This window comes from Arsenicibacter rosenii, assembly GCF_001870735.1.
GTDB classification, from domain to species: domain Bacteria; phylum Bacteroidota; class Bacteroidia; order Cytophagales; family Spirosomataceae; genus Arsenicibacter; species Arsenicibacter rosenii.
In genome coordinates, this window is record NZ_MORL01000006.1 from 345,958 (window position 1) to 363,262 (window position 17,305).

Annotated in this window: 19 protein-coding genes; 15 read left to right on the forward strand and 4 right to left on the reverse strand. The window is 50.4% G+C overall.

Going from position 1 to position 17,305, the window contains the following annotated elements; translation table 11 throughout:
* Window positions 1-3: 3 nt before the first annotated feature.
* Together BLX24_RS14325 and pdxA are read right to left on the reverse strand one after the other, a co-directional pair.
* Complete coding sequence (locus tag BLX24_RS14325) at window positions 4-894, reverse strand: YicC/YloC family endoribonuclease (protein WP_071503826.1); 891 nt, start codon at window positions 892-894, stop codon at window positions 4-6.
* 55 nt (window positions 895-949) lie between these two features.
* On the reverse strand, window positions 950-2,728 hold the full coding sequence (gene pdxA, locus BLX24_RS31705) for a 4-hydroxythreonine-4-phosphate dehydrogenase PdxA (RefSeq protein ID WP_083421981.1): 1,779 nt from the start codon (window positions 2,726-2,728) through the stop codon (window positions 950-952).
* A 167-nt stretch (window positions 2,729-2,895) separates the two neighbouring features.
* On the opposite strand from pdxA, the gene BLX24_RS14335 reads away from it, so the two are divergent.
* Both BLX24_RS14335 and BLX24_RS14340 read left to right on the forward strand, forming a co-directional pair.
* Window positions 2,896-3,837, forward strand: coding sequence for a 2-hydroxyacid dehydrogenase (locus tag BLX24_RS14335; RefSeq protein WP_071503827.1), 942 nt, complete (start codon window positions 2,896-2,898; stop codon window positions 3,835-3,837).
* A gap of 68 nt (window positions 3,838-3,905) precedes the next feature.
* Window positions 3,906-4,748 (forward strand): serine hydrolase, encoded by an 843-nt coding sequence (locus BLX24_RS14340; protein WP_083421982.1) that lies wholly within the window; start codon window positions 3,906-3,908, stop codon window positions 4,746-4,748.
* Between the two features lie 59 nt (window positions 4,749-4,807).
* On the opposite strand, the gene BLX24_RS14345 is transcribed toward BLX24_RS14340, so the two are convergent.
* Window positions 4,808-5,332 carry a lipocalin-like domain-containing protein gene (locus tag BLX24_RS14345; protein WP_071503828.1) on the reverse strand — a complete coding sequence of 175 codons (525 nt, stop codon included), beginning with the start codon at window positions 5,330-5,332 and terminating at the stop codon, window positions 4,808-4,810.
* A 325-nt stretch (window positions 5,333-5,657) separates the two neighbouring features.
* Here BLX24_RS14345 and BLX24_RS14350 point away from each other — a divergent pair, with 325 nt between their 5' ends.
* The 7 genes from BLX24_RS14350 to BLX24_RS14380 all read left to right on the forward strand — a co-directional run bounded on the left by BLX24_RS14350 (window position 5,658) and on the right by BLX24_RS14380 (window position 11,335).
* Window positions 5,658-5,975, forward strand: a complete 318-nt coding sequence (locus BLX24_RS14350; RefSeq protein WP_071503829.1) for a heavy metal-binding domain-containing protein — start codon at window positions 5,658-5,660, stop codon at window positions 5,973-5,975.
* Window positions 5,976-6,095: 120 nt separating this feature from the next.
* Entirely contained in the window at window positions 6,096-7,337 is a 1,242-nt protein-coding gene (locus tag BLX24_RS14355) for an ABC transporter permease (RefSeq protein WP_071503830.1), read from the forward strand.
* 92 nt (window positions 7,338-7,429) lie between these two features.
* Window positions 7,430-7,873 (forward strand): DUF8785 domain-containing protein, encoded by a 444-nt coding sequence (locus BLX24_RS14360; protein ID WP_071503831.1) that lies wholly within the window; start codon window positions 7,430-7,432, stop codon window positions 7,871-7,873.
* Between the two features lie 149 nt (window positions 7,874-8,022).
* Window positions 8,023-9,114, forward strand: coding sequence for a recombinase RecA (recA, locus tag BLX24_RS14365; protein WP_071503832.1), 1,092 nt, complete (start codon window positions 8,023-8,025; stop codon window positions 9,112-9,114).
* A gap of 306 nt (window positions 9,115-9,420) precedes the next feature.
* Complete coding sequence (locus tag BLX24_RS14370; protein ID WP_071503833.1) at window positions 9,421-10,710, forward strand: citrate synthase; 1,290 nt, start codon at window positions 9,421-9,423, stop codon at window positions 10,708-10,710.
* Window positions 10,711-10,879: 169 nt separating this feature from the next.
* Complete coding sequence (locus tag BLX24_RS14375) at window positions 10,880-11,086, forward strand: DUF6965 family protein (protein WP_071503834.1); 207 nt, start codon at window positions 10,880-10,882, stop codon at window positions 11,084-11,086.
* Window positions 11,087-11,098: 12 nt separating this feature from the next.
* Entirely contained in the window at window positions 11,099-11,335 is a 237-nt protein-coding gene (locus BLX24_RS14380) for a 4a-hydroxytetrahydrobiopterin dehydratase (RefSeq protein ID WP_071503835.1), read from the forward strand.
* An 85-nt stretch (window positions 11,336-11,420) separates the two neighbouring features.
* Here BLX24_RS14380 and BLX24_RS14385 read toward each other — a convergent pair whose 3' ends face one another.
* A complete protein-coding gene (locus tag BLX24_RS14385) occupies window positions 11,421-12,044 on the reverse strand; it encodes a hypothetical protein (RefSeq protein WP_071503836.1) in 624 nt (207 codons plus the stop codon).
* A 316-nt stretch (window positions 12,045-12,360) separates the two neighbouring features.
* Between BLX24_RS14385 and rsmI the strand changes: the two genes are divergently transcribed.
* The 6 genes from rsmI to BLX24_RS14410 are packed head-to-tail and all read left to right on the forward strand — an operon-like array spanning window position 12,361 to window position 17,303.
* A complete protein-coding gene (gene rsmI / locus BLX24_RS14390; RefSeq protein WP_071503837.1) occupies window positions 12,361-13,089 on the forward strand; it encodes a 16S rRNA (cytidine(1402)-2'-O)-methyltransferase in 729 nt (242 codons plus the stop codon).
* The gene (locus BLX24_RS14395) at window positions 13,067-14,299 is read left to right on the forward strand and encodes an Lnb N-terminal periplasmic domain-containing protein (protein WP_071503838.1); all 1,233 of its coding nucleotides are present in this window, start codon (window positions 13,067-13,069) and stop codon (window positions 14,297-14,299) included. Before rsmI ends, BLX24_RS14395 begins: the two co-directional genes overlap by 23 nt.
* 17 nt (window positions 14,300-14,316) lie before the next feature.
* Window positions 14,317-15,135 carry an inositol monophosphatase family protein gene (locus BLX24_RS14400; protein ID WP_071503839.1) on the forward strand — a complete coding sequence of 273 codons (819 nt, stop codon included), beginning with the start codon at window positions 14,317-14,319 and terminating at the stop codon, window positions 15,133-15,135.
* Between the two features lie 22 nt (window positions 15,136-15,157).
* A complete protein-coding gene (locus tag BLX24_RS14405; protein ID WP_071503840.1) occupies window positions 15,158-15,682 on the forward strand; it encodes a YfiT family bacillithiol transferase in 525 nt (174 codons plus the stop codon).
* A 21-nt stretch (window positions 15,683-15,703) separates the two neighbouring features.
* Complete coding sequence (locus BLX24_RS32140) at window positions 15,704-15,862, forward strand: FeoB-associated Cys-rich membrane protein (RefSeq protein ID WP_143092675.1); 159 nt, start codon at window positions 15,704-15,706, stop codon at window positions 15,860-15,862.
* A 43-nt stretch (window positions 15,863-15,905) separates the two neighbouring features.
* On the forward strand, window positions 15,906-17,303 hold the full coding sequence (locus BLX24_RS14410) for a DUF4403 family protein (RefSeq protein WP_071503841.1): 1,398 nt from the start codon (window positions 15,906-15,908) through the stop codon (window positions 17,301-17,303).
* Window positions 17,304-17,305: the final 2 nt, after the last annotated feature.

The window sequence follows — 17,305 nt, forward strand, 5'->3', positions numbered from 1 at the left end:
ACGTTAGATGACATTCATGGTCTGCTCCTTGATTTTTTCGAGCTCATCTTTCATCTGCACCACAAACCGCTGAATCACGGCATCATTGGCCTTCGAACCGATGGTGTTGATCTCGCGGCCGATTTCCTGCGAAATGAAATTCAGCTTTTTACCGTTGGCGTCTGTCGACTCCAGTACTTCAAGAAAGTAAACCAGGTGGTTGCGTAAGCGGACTTTCTCTTCCGAGATGTCAAACTTCTCGATATAGTAAACCAGTTCCTGCTCAAAACGGTTTTGATCAAATTCTTCGTTGCCCAGCAATTCGGTTACAGCAGCCCGCATCCGTTCCCGTACGGCCGGGATCCGCAGGACGTCCTGTTGCTCAATGTCGGTCAGCCGGTTGCTGATCGTCTGGATATATTCGCGCAAGGCAATCTCCAGCGTTGCCCCTTCCTGGTGCCGGAATTCGTTGCAGCGTTGCAGAGCGAGCGTGAGGGCTTCCTGAATCACCTGCCAGTCATTGGCGTTTGCTTCCGGATCGGTCGTGGCTTCGGTAACATAGGCGTTTGGCTGTTGCAGGGCCATTTTCAGCACGTCGGTGTCATTCACACTCATCAGCATCATATTGGCCGTTTCCTTGATGTCGGCAACGTAGGCTGCTACCAGCGGCCGGTTGATTGTCAGGCTCGGACGCACATCAACCGTACGGGCAATGTTCAGATTCAACTCCACCTTCCCGCGTTCGAGCTGCTGGGTTACCCGGTTGCGGATCTCAATTTCCTTGTCGGAAAAGCTTTTCGGAATCCGGCAGAAAATGTCGAGAAACTTCGAGTTCAGGGTTTTGATCTCGATCGTAACCGTCAGCCCGTTGGCTTCGACAGTACCGCTGCCAAAGCCCGTCATTGATTTTAACATACGTGGTTTCGATTTACGATTTACAATGTGCGGCCCTCAGCCACGAATCGTAAATCTATTTTTCAATGGTTTGTTTCTGGAGTTTATTCGCCTCAATCTCCTGATGTTCTTTCCGTTTACGGGCTACATCACAGGCCAGATAAATGGCCTGTACCATCGACGTTTCGTCGGCAATCCCCTTACCGGCAATGTCGTAGGCCGTACCATGGTCGGGCGACGTACGGATAAACGGCAGACCCGCCGTAAAATTCACTCCTTCGTCGAAGGCAATGGTTTTAAACGGAATAAGCCCCTGATCGTGATACATGGCCAGCACTGCGTCGAATTTCTTGTAGGAGCGGGTGCCAAAGAAGCCGTCGGCGGCAAACGGGCCGTAGACCAGTTGCCCTTTCTGGCGCAGGTCATTGATCAGTGGTTTAATGATCTCATTTTCTTCGTTGCCCAGCAAACCTTCTTCCCCGGCGTGCGGGTTCAGGCCCAGCACCGCAATTTTTGGTTTGGCAATCCCGAAATCGAGCGTGAGCGACTGCATCATCAGGCTGAGTTTCTGCTGGATTTTTTCCCGCGTAACGGCCTGCTTTACACTGCCGAGCGGAATATGACCGGTTACGACGCCAACGCGCAGGTAATCACTCACGAGGAACATCAGACTATCAGCTGCCCCGGCTGCCTCGGCGAGGTATTCGGTATGCCCCGGGAACGTAAAGTCGTCGGACTGGATGTTGTATTTATTGATCGGAGCCGTGATGAGGGCATCAAGTTTGCCGGCTTTGAGGTCTTCGACACCGCGCTGTAAACACGCAAATGCGGCCTGGCCGGCCTCCGGTGTCACCTTGCCCGGCTGAATCTCCTGAGGAGGTTGTCCCGGTTGCGTACCGGCCTGATCACTCCAGCAGGTAATGACGTTGGTTAGTTTATGGCTGGCCTGTCCGATGTGCTGAATACCATTCAGGTTCCAGTCTTTCAGGTTCAGCACGTTGCGGTAGCGGTTCAGTACCCGCATCGATCCATAGATTACCGGCGTACACAGCCGTTGCATCCGGTTGTGCTGCAAGGCTTTCAGGATAACTTCCGGGCCAATGCCGTTGTAGTCGCCAAGGGTAATACCGATAACCAGGCGATCCTGGTTAGCTGGCTGATCTTTTGTCAGCGCACTGGCCTGACGCTGTGGCTCAACGTTAGGCATGTCCCGCAGCGAAGGTTCCCGCATGGCCGGTGCCTGCTGACGATCTTCCCGTGGTTGCCGTTCGTCGGCTGACTGACGTTCTTCACGGGCCTGTTTCTGCTGCTGGCGCTCCTCAGACGGCTGGCGATCTTCGCGGGCCTGTTTCTGCTGCTGACGGTCTTCGCGTGACTGGCGCTCCTGCGGCAGGCGTTCCTGCGGCAGGCGCTCCTGTTGACCCGGTTTTTCGGCTCGCTCTTCAGCCTGTACCCGTTCTTCGCGGGGAGGACGCTGGCGCTCCTGCGGCAGGCGATCTTCGGCGGGTTGCCGGTCTTCCCGTGGCTGGCGTTGTTGCTGCCGGTCTTCCCGCGTCTGCCCGTCCTTGTTGCCCTGCTGGCGCTGGTCGTTGTGGTGCCGGTGCCGGTCATGGCGGTTATTGTGTCCGTTTTCACGGGGACCGTTTTCGCGGGGACCACCTTCACGCTGGCTGTTTTCACGGGGACTGTTTTCACGGTTACCTTGTTGCCGTTGCCCTTCGTTGCGTGGATTGCCTTCGCGCGAATGCCGTTGCTCATCGCCACGGGGATTCCCCTGACGGGGTGTTTCGTTCCGTTGTCCGGCATCAGCAGGCCGTTCTCCCCGGTTATCTTTATTGTTTTGACGCTGTTCCATACATAAATTCAGAAGCAGTACAGGACTGCAAGCTCAGTCGGGAATGAATAAAGTATCGGCTTTGCCTGACCTCAATACGTGTTGCGGGAATTATTCATTCCGGTGTACCGTTCCAATAAAGTATACATCATTCATAAAATCCATTGCAAGTTACGAAAAGCGAACGGATGTCCCAGAGTAAGCGTACCATTCTCATTGCCGATGACATGCACCCTTCAATTTTTGCCATGCTTGATGGCGCAGGGTTTGCCTATGATTATCAACCACAAATCACCCGTGCTGAGCTGTTGACCGCTATAGCGGCCTACGACGGACTATTTATCCGCAGTAAAACCCGTATCGATGAAGAGGTACTGGAGCAGGCGCCGGCCCTGCAATTTATCGGCCGCGCCGGTGCCGGGCTGGACTTAATTGATTTATCGGCAACCGAGAAGCGTCATATTCAGGTGTTTCATGCCGGAGCGGGCAATCGTGATGCGGTCGGAGAGCAGGTCGTGGGGATGCTGCTGTGCCTGCTGGCAAATATCCTGAAAGCAGATCGGGAAGTCCGGCAGGGAATCTGGGACCGTGAAGGCAACCGTGGGTTTGAACTGGGCAGTATGACCGTTGGCCTCATCGGATACGGGAACAACGGGCAGGCAACGGCCCGTCGCCTCAGCGGGTTTGGCTGTCAAGTGCTTGCCTACGATAAATACCGGACTGATTACAGCGATGCCTGGGCGCAGGAGGCCACAATGGCGCAGATCATGGCCGAAGCCGATGTGCTGAGCCTGCATATTCCCCTGACTCCTGAAACAAAAAACCTGGTCAACAACCAGTTTATCGGTCAGTTTGCCAACCCGTTTTATCTGGTCAATGCATCGCGCGGGGAGGTGGCTTCGTTATCGGCCGTCGTTCAGGGGCTCGAAAGCGGTAAGCTGCGGGGGGCTTGCCTGGATGTACTTGAAAATGAAAAACTCAGTAAACTGACACCTGAACAGCAGGCGGCGTTTGATTACCTGCGTCAGTCGCCGAAAACCATTCTGACGCCACACATCGCCGGCTGGACGCACGAAAGCTATGTGCGGATCAATGAGGTACTGGTGCGGCAGCTGGTAGCTATTGAGTGATTGAGCGGATTAGTGATTGAGTGGTAGACGCCGCGTGGTGTAAAAGAAGCTGTATAGCGTATCAATTCATGGTCAAATACTTGCTGTTGTTGCTTATGCCTGCGTTGATGCATGCACAGTCGTTGCCGGAAAAACTGACGGCCTCCCTGAACACGCTGCCATCGTCGGTGACGGTTAGCCTGGCCGTACAGTCGCTGGCAGACCAAACGTCGTTTTATCACCAGGCAGATGACCGCAGCCCGTCGGCAAGCATTATTAAGCTGCCGGTGATGGTGGAGGCCATGGAGCAGGTGAAAGCCGGAACTTTTGCCCTGACGGAAAAACATCTGCTGACGGAAGCAGAGAAGGCCGGTGGCTCAGGCGTTTTACAGACCTATGCTGCCGGTAGCCCTGTAACCAATCTGGAACTGGTAACGCTGATGATAACCCACAGCGATAACACGGCCACCAACATACTGATTCATAAACTGGGGAAAGACGCCATTAACCGGCGGATCAAGGCGTTGGGGCTGCCACAGACGCAGCTGAACCGGATCATGATGGACACTGCGGCTGTCCGGCGGGGTATCGAAAACTACGTGACTGCCCGCGAAATGAATACACTGCTGACGGCCATTTACCGGCAAACGATAGCGACACCGGCCCTGTGCACGCAGATGCTCGGCATACTGAAGCAGAATACCGATACGCTGACGATTCCGCGCCTGATTCCAGAAACCGGCTCGGCAGGACCTGTTGCCATTGCGCACAAAACCGGAACACTGACCTACGTGCGCGGGGATGCCGGAATCGTCTACGCCCGCCGCCCGTTTGTGATGTCGGTACTGGTGCGGGGAACAACGACCGAAAAGGCCGAGCAGATTATTGGTGACCTTGCACTGCACTGTTTTACGTATTTCGACCAGCCATAAAAAATCCCGGAAGGAGGCTGCTTCCGGGATCAGATCAACTCAGTTATCCGTGACTTTACTCAGGCTTTTGTGAAAACAAGTGTGATGGTATACGTACCGGTTTTACCCGATTCATCTTCCATTTGCTCCTGGTACGACCAGTTCATGGTATTGCCGCTGAATGTTGCTTTGTAAATTGTTTTAGCACCGTCGCTGTCTGTCAGCGTAATCTGATCGCCATTCAGTGCCCAGCGGCCGTTTGTGTCAACTCCCGTTGTTTCTTCGGGATCAAGGTCTTTGCACGAGGTCGGATTGTCGGACGAGATTGAGCCATCGCCTTTAAATTTAATGGTCAGGTCGGTTAAGCAGGTACTGCCCGATAGCTCAAGCAGCAATGGCATCAAATCTGAAACGGTTCCGAATGGTGCGCCCAGATTAATGGCCGGATTCACTTTCATGGCTTTTATGTGCCAATTCCCTTCAACGGGCGAATTATTCGGATTGATTTCCGGTGCAGATTGTTTACAGCCAACGGCAAAGACGGTCATAACCAGGGCCATCAGGACGAGTGAGCGCAGACGATTGAATGAGAGTAAGGTGTTCATCGCTATTATTTTTTGTTGTTTGACAGCGCAAAGGTCTGCTCAGTAAAGCGGGAAACCAGCCCGAATGTGTCTCATCTGCGTATTCGGGTTTATAAACCGGCTGTTTTTACACCTGAACCGGGAATAGGGCTTGTCAGGACTGAGGCGTTAAGTTGTCTACTGAAATAGGCATTAACAATGATGTATTTTGGGTATGTGTCATTCAGACAGGTGCCTGTTCATTAATTTTAATGCAGCTTTAGTCACTGAATCATATTGAGTTCCCCAAAATCTTCCCAACTTTACGGGCTTTCTAACACATGAATAACAAGTCTGCAATCAACAAATGCTGGTAACTACTACATCTAACATTGAAGGTAAACGCATCACAAAGTACATTGGGCTGGTTAACGGCGAGGCCATTATCGGCTCCAATGTGGTCAAAGACTTTTTCTCAAATATCCGCGATGTGGTAAGCAGTCGTTCGGGGGCTTACGAACAGGGGCTACGGGAAGCCAAAAGCATCGCGATCAAGGAAATGATCGATCAGGCACACCGGTTGGGCGGCAACGCCATCATTGGGGTTGACCTCGATTACGAAACAATCGGCAACGGTGCCATGCTGATGGTATCGGCCAATGGCACGGCGGTTGTTGTCGAGTAAAAACCGCCCATCCGCCGAAAGGCGGGCTCTATCCGAAACGGGTTGCCCCGAACCAGCAGAATCACGTAAGTTTATTCATTCATCGCGCCGGTGGTCTGCCGGTCGCTCATCTCCATTGGAATGAAATTTCTTCGTCAGACACTGGAAAGTTTCCGCTTTGCCTGGCAGGCACTGCGTTCAAACCTGCTCCGTACGACGCTCTCGCTGCTGGGCGTAACCGTCGGCATTTTTTCGATTATTGCCGTTTTTACCATTGTCGACTCACTGGAAAAAAACATAAAGGATAGCCTGTCAGGTATCGGCGACCGGGTGGTTTATGTCCAGAAATGGCCGTGGATTTTCGGGGGCGAATACCAGTGGTGGAAATACTTCCAGCGCCCCGAGCCGTCGATGGCCGAATTTAAGTTTCTGTCGGAGCGGATGGAAACGGCCGAAGCGGTTGTGGCAATGGACTTTAAGGGCAACGTCACGGTAGAACAGGGCAGCAACAGCATGAAAGCCCTCGTGCAGGGCGTTTCTATTGACTACAACAAAATTTCGGATGTGCCGGTCGAAGACGGACGTTATTTTTCCCAGCAGGAAATGGACGCTTCGCGGAACATTGTCATTATCGGTGCCGAAGTAGCCGAGAAGGTGTTTGGCATGGTGTCGCCGGTAGGTAAGACAATTAAAATCGGCGGGTCGAAATTCACCGTGATCGGTGTTCAGGAGAAGAAAGGAGCCAGCCTGGTCAATTTCGGCGGTAACCCCGATACGAAATGCCTGATACCGATCGGCGCCTTTGCCCGCATGTATCATGCCATCAACCCAAGTATCGATATTGCCATCAAGGCCTACCCCCAGGATGAAGGGCTACAGAATCTGGAAGGCGAAATCAGGGGGCTGATGCGGGCGCGTCGTAGCCTCAAACCGGCTCAGGATGATAATTTTGCCATTAACCGGCTCGATGCCGCCGCACAGGCGATCAGCAGCCTCTTTGCGGTTCTGACACTGGCAGGGTGGGTGATCGGCAGCTTTTCTATTCTGGTTGGCGGCTTCGGAATTGCCAACATCATGTTCGTATCGGTAAAAGAACGAACCAACATCATCGGGATTCAGAAGTCACTGGGTGCTAAAAACTACGTTATTCTGTTTCAGTTTCTGTTTGAAGCCATTATGCTGAGCCTGGTTGGCGGAGGGGTCGGGGTATTGCTGGTATATCTGTTGTCGTTTATGTCGCTGGGCAGTCTGGACATTATTCTGTCGGTCGGCAACATTATTCTGGGGTTAGGGGTTTCCAGTATCATTGGGGTCGTATCCGGGATTATGCCGGCGATTTCGGCTGCCCGTATGGATCCGGTGGTTGCGATCCGTTCGAAATAAAGCGCCTGAACGGTATCCGGAATCCTTGTACGATATCCTATTGTTTTTGTTCATTTGCGGATGTAACAAGTTAACTAACCATCTTATCAACCATGAGAGGCATTCTGTATGTACTTATCTTCCTGCTTGTTGTTACCGGTATCATGTATATTCTCACCGGCTGGAGTTACAGTGACGGCGAACGGGCAGGGACTATATCGAAATTCAGCCGCCGCGGCTACGTGTTTAAAACCTACGAAGGCGTGCTGAACGTAGGCGGTTTTTCAGGAGAAACAGGCTCACTGACTCCACAGTTTTTTGATTTTTCGGTGAAGGACGATGAGATCGCCAAAAAGATCACAGAGGCCGTAAAAACGGGCCAGCGCGTAACCTTACATTATGAAGAAAGAATCCTGCGTTTGCCCTGGAACGGTGATACAAAGTACTATATTACTGAGGTAGAATTTGTTGGGCCGGCCTATCCGCAGCCCTATGGTTTTCCGGGGCAGCAACAAGCACCTGCACAGCCGCAGGCTGTTCCTGATTCGGCCTTGTAAGTTACTGTAAATCAGCGAATAATTGGAATAGTTTCCTTAGGTAAAAAGGGCTGGTAAACGATCGTTGCCGGCCCTTTTTCTTTTCAAAAAAAGGTTTGGTAAACTGACCGGATTGTTGTAAATTTATACAGTAAAACAAACTGTAAAACATGGCAAAAACTGACACGGCACAAGCCCCTGCAAGTGAAGCGGAAAAGAAGCTGAAAGCCCTGCAAACCACCATTGAGAAGCTCGACAAAGCGTTTGGTAAAGGTACGGTTATGCGCTTAAGCGAAACGAAGGTTATGGATGTTCCGGTGATTTCAACCGGTTCGCTTGGCCTCGATCTTGCGCTGGGCATTGGCGGGGTTCCCCGTGGCCGGATTGTAGAAATTTATGGTCCGGAATCATCGGGTAAAACAACCCTGACCATGCATGCCATCGCTGAAGCGCAGAAGGCTGGTGGTTTGGCCGCATTCATTGATGCGGAACACGCTTTTGACCGGACTTATGCCGAGAAATTAGGGATCGATACCAACAATCTGTTGATTGCTCAGCCAGACAATGGGGAGCAGGCTCTTGAAATCGCCGAACACCTGATCAGCTCGGGTGCGATTGATATTCTGGTTATTGACTCCGTCGCCGCCCTTGTCCCGAAAGCCGAAATTGAAGGCGAGATGGGTGAAAGCAAAATGGGACTTCAGGCTCGTCTGATGTCACAGGCGCTGCGTAAAATGACGGGTATTATCAACAAAACCCAGTGCTGCTGTATTTTCATTAACCAGCTGCGTGAAAAAATCGGGGTAATGTTTGGTAACCCTGAGACAACAACGGGTGGTAACGCGCTTAAATTCTACGCCTCTGTGCGTCTGGATATCCGCCGTACCGGTCAGATTAAAGAAGGTGCCGATCAGGTGCTTGGTAACCGTACAAAAGTGAAAGTGGTGAAAAACAAACTGGCCGCACCGTTTAAAGTGGTTGAGTTTGACATCATGTACGGACAGGGTATTTCGAAAGTCGGTGAAATTCTTGACCTGTCCGTTGAGATGGAAATCGTGAAGAAATCAGGTTCGTGGTTCTCTTACGATGGCAACCGGCTGGCACAAGGCCGTGATGCCGTTAAAGAGTTACTGCTGGATAATCCGGAACTGATGGCCGAGCTGGAACATAAAATCCGCTCGAAAATTAAAGAAGATCAGGAGGCACTGCTTGATCCGGAAAACGATCTGAAAGAAGAAGACGACGTATTGCTGGAAGATTAATAATTTTCAGGCCTTATATTGTCCTCTGACTCTTAACATTAACATCGATTTAATTTATATGAAAGCGGTATTGAGAACTCTCAATACCGCTTTTCTGTTAAGATCTTATGACTCATGTGCCATACTTTATGAGAAGTCTTTGAGAAATCAGCGTAGATTCTCTCCCGTCTATGGCAATTTTGCAAAAATATCATTCGCCGTTTTAGCTTTTTGGCTAATTTCGCCCCGTTAGTTTGATGCACGTCACTAAGTATAATCTTAGTATTGTGATTTTTATTATTTGAATACTCTACCCGATATAGCTCTATGGCAAACATTGCTGAATTATCTGTCGATGGCAAAACCTATCAGTTCCCAACCCTGGTTGGTAGTGAAAATGAACCAGCAATCGATATTTCGAACCTCCGTGATCAAACAGGTTATGTTACCTTAGATAAAGGTTACAAAAACACCGGTGCTACAAAGAGTGCTATCACCTTTCTGGATGGTGAAGAAGGCATTTTGCGTTATCGGGGGTACTCAATTGAAGAATTAGCAGCAAAGGCAACTTTTCTGGAAGTAGCGTATTTGCTGATTTATGGAGAATTGCCAACACAGGAGCAATATTCGAAATTCGAAAACTCAATTCGCCGGCATACCATCGTCAACGAAGACATGCGGAAAATCTTTGAAGGTTTTCCGGTCAATGCCCATCCGATGGGTGTGCTGTCGTCGCTGGTAAGTGCCATGAGCGCCTTCTACCCGGATTCATACGACGGCAAGGGTGAAGACAAAACAGAATTACACATTCTGCGTTTGCTGGCAAAGTTGCCAACAATTGCTACCTGGTCTTATAAAAAATCACAGGGCCACCCGGTTAACTATCCGAAAAACAGCCTCGACTATTGCTCAAACTTCCTGCACATGATGTTTGCGCTGCCGGTTGAAGATTATAAAATTGACCCGGTCGTTGCCGAAGCGCTGAATGTATTGCTCATTCTGCACGCTGACCACGAGCAGAATTGCTCAACATCAACCGTACGTCTGGTCGGTTCATCACAGGCAAACCTGTATTCGTCAATCTCTGCCGGTATCAGCGCACTCTGGGGACCACTCCACGGCGGTGCTAACCAGGAAGTTATTGAGATGCTGGAAGCCATCAAAGCCGATGGAGGGGATGTCGCGAAATACGTTGACATGGCTAAAAACGCGAAAACAACCGGATTCCGTCTGTTTGGTTTCGGTCACCGTGTTTACAAAAACTTCGACCCGCGGGCCAAGATCATCAAGAAAGCGGCTGATGACGTGCTAAGCAAACTGGGCGTCAATGATCCCGTGCTCGAGATTGCGAAACAACTCGAAGAACTGGCCCTGAATGATCCTTACTTCGTACAGCGGAAACTGTATCCGAACGTCGACTTTTACTCAGGTATCATCTATCGTGCTCTGGGTATTCCGACAAACATGTTTACGGTTATGTTTGCCATTGGCCGTCTGCCGGGCTGGATTGCTCAGTGGAAAGAAATGCGCGAAACGAAAGAACCAATCGGCCGTCCGCGTCAGATCTATGTGGGTGAAACCCTGCGTGATTTTGTACCGATGGCTGATCGTAAATAAGATTTCCGGTCACTTTCGGGAGGCCCGCACCAAACTGGTGCCGGGCCTCTTTTTTTACCGTAACTTTGCCAGAGTTAATGTAAAATGAATAATGAACAATGTAAAATGAATAATGGGACCACGCAGTGCAAGCCGATCATTATCCAGTTTACATGATACATTTTAAAAAATGGGTGAGCACGAAGAACTGATCAATTATTTTAAGCGTATTGACCTGCCGGAAACCAGAATGGAGTTAAATCATTACGAAACGGCAACTAATGTGAAACTATTTGTGGAGGGCTGCCTGAACCGGTTGCAATCGCCGAATAGCAGTATTCAGAAAGACGCTGTCCGGAGCCTGACCGAATTAAGGAATAAACTTCAGCAACAGTAAACCAACGCATCTATGTGGCAGGAAACTGACAACAAACTGACCCGCTCCTTCAGCTTTACCGATTTCAGTGAGGCTTTTGCCTTCATGACCCGCGTGGCGCTGATTGCCGAGAAAATGGACCACCATCCGTTCTGGACAAATGTCTACAACAAAGTAACGATTGAACTGACAACCCACGATGCCGGGAATACGGTTACCGAAAAGGACCGGCAGTTTGCACAGGCGGTTGATCAGTTGTTGGGTGTATAAAAAAATTCCTGCCCTCAACCTGGAGCAGGAATTAAAAACCACTGTTTAGAAAATGCATTGGATCGGCCCTGAGCCGATTTATGTTTTATTCGGCATGAACCGGTTCTGCCAAACGAGGAATCTCATTATATCGGGCAATGAGCCGAAGCTGGCCGGGAATCGTTTTCGGGGCAATCAGGTTGTTCACCGTCAGAAACATCCAGGACTCTTCGTTCATTTCTTGATGCAATTTAGGCCAAAATTCCCGGCTAAACACGTCTAGCCGGGTAAAAGATGCGTTCCGATAGACATAATAGTCAAAATTCCGGTAGTCGTTAGCCAGCCACCCTCTGAAGAGATAACCGGCAACTGAATGAAACGGCCGGGGATATAAATGAGCATGCGGCCGACGGTAAACCGACAGCGTACCGTCCAGAATGACTTCCATAAAAAGCTGCCGTCCAGAAACAGGACTTACCGGAAAGTTCATGGCAACAAACCGGCGGATGCGGGCTTCTTCCTGATCAAAGTAACTAAATTCCTGAATCTGCCTTACAGAGCCTGCCCACTGCTGTTGGTCTGCTCCTTTGAATCGGACTACCTCACTGCGCCAGTCGTAGCGGATACCACCTTTCAGGACCGTACCATCCTGTAGAATAACTTTGCCCTGCTTCCAGTGTTTTGTCTGTAAACGTTCGGCTCTTACGCCTGCCGGCACAAAGCTGAGCATGGAAACCAGGACTATGAAAAATACAACTATGCGTGTCACTACTGTAGGCAATTAAAAAAGCTCATTCAATATTTATGGCAACATTACAATAAATAATTGTCTTAAACTGATATTGTTCGGAGAAAAGACAAGTTATTTATTGAATAGTTCATAATTTGATCGTGCTCTGACTGAAGCTGTTCAGTTTTTAATTGGAGGAAAGTCGAAACTTTAGGAAGTTTGGTGTGCTGAAACAAAGGGGGCGCAAGAATCGGCATCTTGACGATTGCGTCTGTTTTCAGCATAAACCAGAAAAAGTATAAAATCAGCTATCATCTTGAAGCTATATCTTGTACCGACACCGATCGGGAATTTAGAAGACATTACCCTGCGTGCCATTAACGTGCTGAAAAGCGTTGACGCAATTCTGGCCGAGGATACGCGTACATCCGGGGTGTTGCTGAAACATCTTGGCATTAGCAAGCCACTGCACAGTTATCATATTTTCAATGAACATCAGACGGTGCAGCGGGTAATTGGTCAGTTGAAGAGCGGAAAGCAGCTGGCGCTGGTGTCGGATGCGGGTACGCCCGGTATTTCGGACCCCGGCTTTCTGCTGGTGCGCGAATGCCTGAAACACGATATTCAGGTTGAGTGTCTGCCCGGGCCAACGGCCTTTGTGCCGGCTTTGGTGAATTCCGGTTTCCCGGCCGACCGTTTTACATTTGAGGGTTTTCTGCCGCACAAAAAAGGCCGTCAGACGCGTTTACAGGAGCTGGCTACCGAAGAGCGGACCATGATTTTCTATGAGTCGCCGCACCGCTTGCTGAAAACATTGCAGCAGTTTCAGGAGGTTTTCGGCGCTGACCGGCAGGGCAGTGTGTCGCGGGAGTTAACAAAAGTTTATGAAGAAACCGTGCGGGGTACGTTGCCGGAAATAATTGCGTATTTTGCCGAAAAAACGGTAAAAGGTGAAATTGTTATTTGTATTCAGGGCGCCGGAAAGCCGGCACGGAGATCGGGTAATAAATACCAGCAGGCAGATGAGGACGACGACGATGAATAAGCGCAACTGGGTTAGTTTACTGGGCATGTTGTTGCTGGCCATAACGCTGCGTGCACAGCCACTCTCGCCGTCAGCGCAGGTTAGTGTCATCACAGTGGCCCCGGGCGAGGCCCTGTATTCCAGCTTCGGGCACATTATCCTGCGGGTTTTCGATCCGGTGACGGGGCTGGACCGCCCTTACAATTACGGAACCTTTGACTTTCGGACCGATAATTTTTACGTTAAGTTTCTGCGCGGGACGTTGCCTTACACGCTGAGTGTGGGCGATCTGTACCGCGAGATGGCTTACTGGCAGTATGAAAACCGGAGCGCCCGCGAGCAGGTCCTGAATCTGTCTCCCGCCCAGAAACAGCGGTTATTTGATGCGCTGGAAACGAACTATCGGCCCGAAAACCGGGAATATCAGTATAAATTTTACTACGACAACTGCGCGACCCGTCCGGTTGAGATGCTGGTGAAGGCCTGTGGCGACAGCCTGCGTTTCAACAACGCCGTAGATACGACCCGCTCATTCCGGCAGTGGATGAACGATTACCTGGGCCGTCAGCCATGGGCGCAGCTGGGTATGAATCTGGCTCTGGGCTACCCGTCGGATGAAACGGCCAATGCCTGGCAGGTAATGTATCTGCCAAATAACGTGTTTGCACAGCTGGCGAAAGCAACCATCCGTATGCCGAACGGACAGGTTATGCCGCTTGTGCAACGTGAGCAGGTTTTGTTTCAGGCAGCACAGACGCTGCCACAGGAACTGCCGTTTTTCATGGATCCGAATGTGGTGTTTGCTATTCTGGGCTTATTGCTGGCGCTGGTTACTGTCCGGCAGTATAAGGCAGGCAAAGTCAGTCGCCGCATCGACCGCGTCCTGTTTTCCTTTATCGGTCTTTGTGGCTGGATATTGCTGTTGCTTTGGGTCGCTACAAATCATGGGGTTACGGCATGGAATCCAACGATTCTGTACCTGATGCCATTTCATTTACCCCTTATTTTCTGGGTAACGAAGCCGCAGAATCTGCGGTTTGCCAATGCGTATTTCGGCACAACGGCCATACTGATTGTTCTTGGCCTGCTATTGGCTAAAGTACCCGGTGGTGCGCACATTCTGCTGGGCCTGACACTGCTGATCCGTTGTTTTGTTAACATGCGCCTGAGCCGGAACCGCTCCCTGATGAGAACTTCCGGTCAGTCCGATGATCTGATTCAGACCACCTAGGCTAACCCACCATTCCTATGACAAACGATCTTCGCTTATTAACCCGCGACCTGAGTCAGATTGCCCGTGAAGCCGGTGCGTTTATTGCGCAGGAGGCCCGCTCATTCAGCCGGGACGCCATCGAGTATAAAGATTTTAACAACCTGGTTTCGTATGTCGACAAGGAGGCGGAGAAACTGCTGGTTGAGCGCCTGCACCGGTTATTGCCGGAAGCCGGTTTCATAACCGAAGAAGGCACAACAGGGCTGGATGCTGACCGGTCGGGCCTGAACTGGATTATTGATCCGCTGGACGGAACGGCAAACTTCATCCATAAAGTACCGGTTTACTCCGTAAGCGTTGGACTGGCGCAGGGCAGTACACCGCTGGCGGGCGTAGTATTCGATATCAATCGCGATGAGTCGTTTACGGCCTGGCAGGGTGGGGGAGCATGGTGCAGCACAAACGGCGGAACGGATGAAAAAATTCAGGTGTCGCCGGCCCGCTCGCTACAGGAAAGCATGATTGCTACGGGGTTCCCCTATCGTTTTTTCGATCAGATTCAGAAATACCTCCATATCCTTCAGTTATTGATGCAAAAAACGCACGGTATGCGGCGAATGGGATCAGCAGCGATTGATCTGGCTTCTGTAGCCTGCGGCCGTTTTGAGGCGTTTTATGAGTTTAATCTGAATTCGTGGGATATGGCGGCCGGTGTGCTGCTTGTTCAGGAAGCCGGCGGTATCGTGACCGATTTTGAAGGGGGCAATGCGTATCTTTTCCGGGGCGATATCATTGCCGGGTGCGGTATGCAGCCTGAATTGCTGAAACTAATTGACGAACACTGGCGTAATTGACCACATACCCAATACAGAGACAATGGACCTGCGTTATCCGATCGGTGATTTTGAATACGGAAAATCCTATTCATTTGAAGACATTAAGGCGGCAATTGCAGCGATTGCGGTATTGCCGTTTAACCTGACCGAGTTAGTTGGTAAATGGGGGGATGACCGCCTCGATACACCTTACCGCCCCGAAGGCTGGACCGTCCGGCAACTGGTGCATCACATTGCGGATAGCCACCTGAATGCCTATGTACGCACAAAACTCGCGTTGACGGAAGAGAACCCGACCATCAAGGGGTATGAAGAAGCAGAATGGGCCAAATTGCCGGATTCGGCGTTGTCTGTGGCGCCTTCGCTGGTGATTATCAGTAATCTGCACTTGCGTTGGGTAACTGTTCTGGAAAGCTTAACAGAAGCGGATTTTGACCGGACCTACTACCATCCGGGCTATCAGCGGAGCTTCAGGCTTGGCGAAGTAATGGCGCTGTATGCCTGGCATTCAGAACATCATTACCAGCATATTTATCAGTTGGCTAAGCGGGAACAGTGGATCTGATTTTACTGTTACCAGTACACTATGGGACAGGAACTGCTTATTCTGCTATTGTTTCTGGGCGCTCTGGTATATCTCGGTCAACGGGTATACCGGTTGCTGTCACCGAAACAGACGGGTTGCGGAAAAGGCTGTGGTTGCGCCGGCAACCAGCCTGCCGTGTCGTCACATGATAATAAATAAAACACCCTGAGAACATTTTTCCGGGTCGCAGGTTCGTATAGCCATGAGTGCTGAACGAACCTTTTTTTTATGGGTCAACATTACGATAGTTTTACTACTATTTGCCGGTTGTAACCGCGTTAATCCTGACCCGCCGGCTGCTGTCGGATTTGACCCGCCGATTCCTACTCCCAAATCTTATTTGGTGGGTCGGGTTACGTTTGAGCTGGCCGATCTGGAGAAAAAAATCAATGATAAACTTGGGGTTGTTCTGGTAGATGAAGAGCAGCTGAAAGGCACTAAAAGTGAAAAGTTTCACCTCAAGGTCGAGCGTGTCGGGCCGGTCAGGTTGCGGTATGTGCGTCAGCAGGTTGTCTTTTCAGCGCCGTTGCGTATCTGGGTCGGAAATCCGCTGGCAATGCGTAAAAAACGGGCACAAGCCAAACGCCCGTTAGGGGTTCTCTTTGTTCGTTTCAAAAGTCCGGTAGAAGTTAATTCCCGTTGGCGGCTGTCGACTAAATCTGCATTTGTGAGTTACAAGTGGATTAAGCGCCCTCGCTTACGGGTGCTGGGGGTTTCGCTGAACGTCACGAATCTGGTTAACAAGGTACTGGAGAAACAGCGGACTACAATTGAAGCGGCGATTGATCAGTCCGTACAGAATGAAGTAAGATTAGAACGCGAACTAGGAAATATCTGGCGCGATCTGCAAAAGCCGATCCTGCTAAATAAAAAAGTAGATACCATCTGGCTGGTGCCTAAACCAGTGAGCGTAGCGGCCGCACCATTATCCGGTAATATCAGGACGATTACCGTACCGCTTCGTATCGGTTTCGAGACGGATATTGCCATCGGGCCCAAACCAACATTTAAACCGGTCCGGAGACTGCCACGCCTGGAGCGCGTAACGCAATTACCCGCCGACACCGACCTGCATGTGCTGAGTCAGGTTAAGTATGCCGATATCAATACGGTACTCGAAAAGACGATGCGGAAGCGCAAAATTCAGTTGGCTGGCGGGGCAATCCAGATCAGGAGTGCCAGTGTATATGGCGGGCAGCAATCCTTAATTGTTAAGACGGAGGTAGGAGGGGCTATAAAAGGGACGCTGTATTTCCGTGGAAAACCTGTTTTTGATACATTAACAAATACATTGCAGGTTAAGAATGTCGATTTTGATGTGCGCACGCAGGAAACGTTGTTGGGTACTGCCGACTGGCTGTTGCATGATCATTTACGGGACACACTGAGCCATGTCTTACAGATTCCGCTTGATAATCAGATTGATCAGATACCCGGAAAAATTGAACAGGCGATTGATCAGGGTAAAACCGGCCGTAAAATTAATCTTGATCTGCGTGATTTTATCTTTATTCCCAAACAGATCGCCGTCCGTCCGGAAGGCATTCAGGTTTTGATTATTATCCGGTCTAAAGTGCGGATTAAAGTGAAAAAGCTTTAAAA

Excerpts from the sequence above, each read along its gene's own strand:
- BLX24_RS14325 (WP_071503826.1), bottom strand. The coding sequence starts at position 894 with ATGTTAAAATCAATGACGGGCTTTGGCAGCGGTACTGTCGAAGCCAAC.
- pdxA (WP_083421981.1), bottom strand. The coding sequence starts at position 2,728 with ATGGAACAGCGTCAAAACAATAAAGATAACCGGGGAGAACGGCCTGCT.
- BLX24_RS14335 (WP_071503827.1), top strand. The coding sequence starts at position 2,896 with ATGTCCCAGAGTAAGCGTACCATTCTCATTGCCGATGACATGCACCCT.
- BLX24_RS14340 (WP_083421982.1), top strand. The coding sequence starts at position 3,906 with ATGGTCAAATACTTGCTGTTGTTGCTTATGCCTGCGTTGATGCATGCA.
- BLX24_RS14345 (WP_071503828.1), bottom strand. The coding sequence starts at position 5,332 with ATGAACACCTTACTCTCATTCAATCGTCTGCGCTCACTCGTCCTGATG.
- BLX24_RS14350 (WP_071503829.1), top strand. The coding sequence starts at position 5,658 with ATGCTGGTAACTACTACATCTAACATTGAAGGTAAACGCATCACAAAG.
- BLX24_RS14355 (WP_071503830.1), top strand. The coding sequence starts at position 6,096 with ATGAAATTTCTTCGTCAGACACTGGAAAGTTTCCGCTTTGCCTGGCAG.
- BLX24_RS14360 (WP_071503831.1), top strand. The coding sequence starts at position 7,430 with ATGAGAGGCATTCTGTATGTACTTATCTTCCTGCTTGTTGTTACCGGT.
- recA (WP_071503832.1), top strand. The coding sequence starts at position 8,023 with ATGGCAAAAACTGACACGGCACAAGCCCCTGCAAGTGAAGCGGAAAAG.
- BLX24_RS14370 (WP_071503833.1), top strand. The coding sequence starts at position 9,421 with ATGGCAAACATTGCTGAATTATCTGTCGATGGCAAAACCTATCAGTTC.
- BLX24_RS14375 (WP_071503834.1), top strand. The coding sequence starts at position 10,880 with ATGGGTGAGCACGAAGAACTGATCAATTATTTTAAGCGTATTGACCTG.
- BLX24_RS14380 (WP_071503835.1), top strand. The coding sequence starts at position 11,099 with ATGTGGCAGGAAACTGACAACAAACTGACCCGCTCCTTCAGCTTTACC.
- BLX24_RS14385 (WP_071503836.1), bottom strand. The coding sequence starts at position 12,044 with ATGCTCAGCTTTGTGCCGGCAGGCGTAAGAGCCGAACGTTTACAGACA.
- BLX24_RS14395 (WP_071503838.1), top strand. The coding sequence starts at position 13,067 with ATGAGGACGACGACGATGAATAAGCGCAACTGGGTTAGTTTACTGGGC.
- BLX24_RS14400 (WP_071503839.1), top strand. The coding sequence starts at position 14,317 with ATGACAAACGATCTTCGCTTATTAACCCGCGACCTGAGTCAGATTGCC.
- BLX24_RS14405 (WP_071503840.1), top strand. The coding sequence starts at position 15,158 with ATGGACCTGCGTTATCCGATCGGTGATTTTGAATACGGAAAATCCTAT.
- BLX24_RS32140 (WP_143092675.1), top strand. The coding sequence starts at position 15,704 with ATGGGACAGGAACTGCTTATTCTGCTATTGTTTCTGGGCGCTCTGGTA.
- BLX24_RS14410 (WP_071503841.1), top strand. The coding sequence starts at position 15,906 with ATGAGTGCTGAACGAACCTTTTTTTTATGGGTCAACATTACGATAGTT.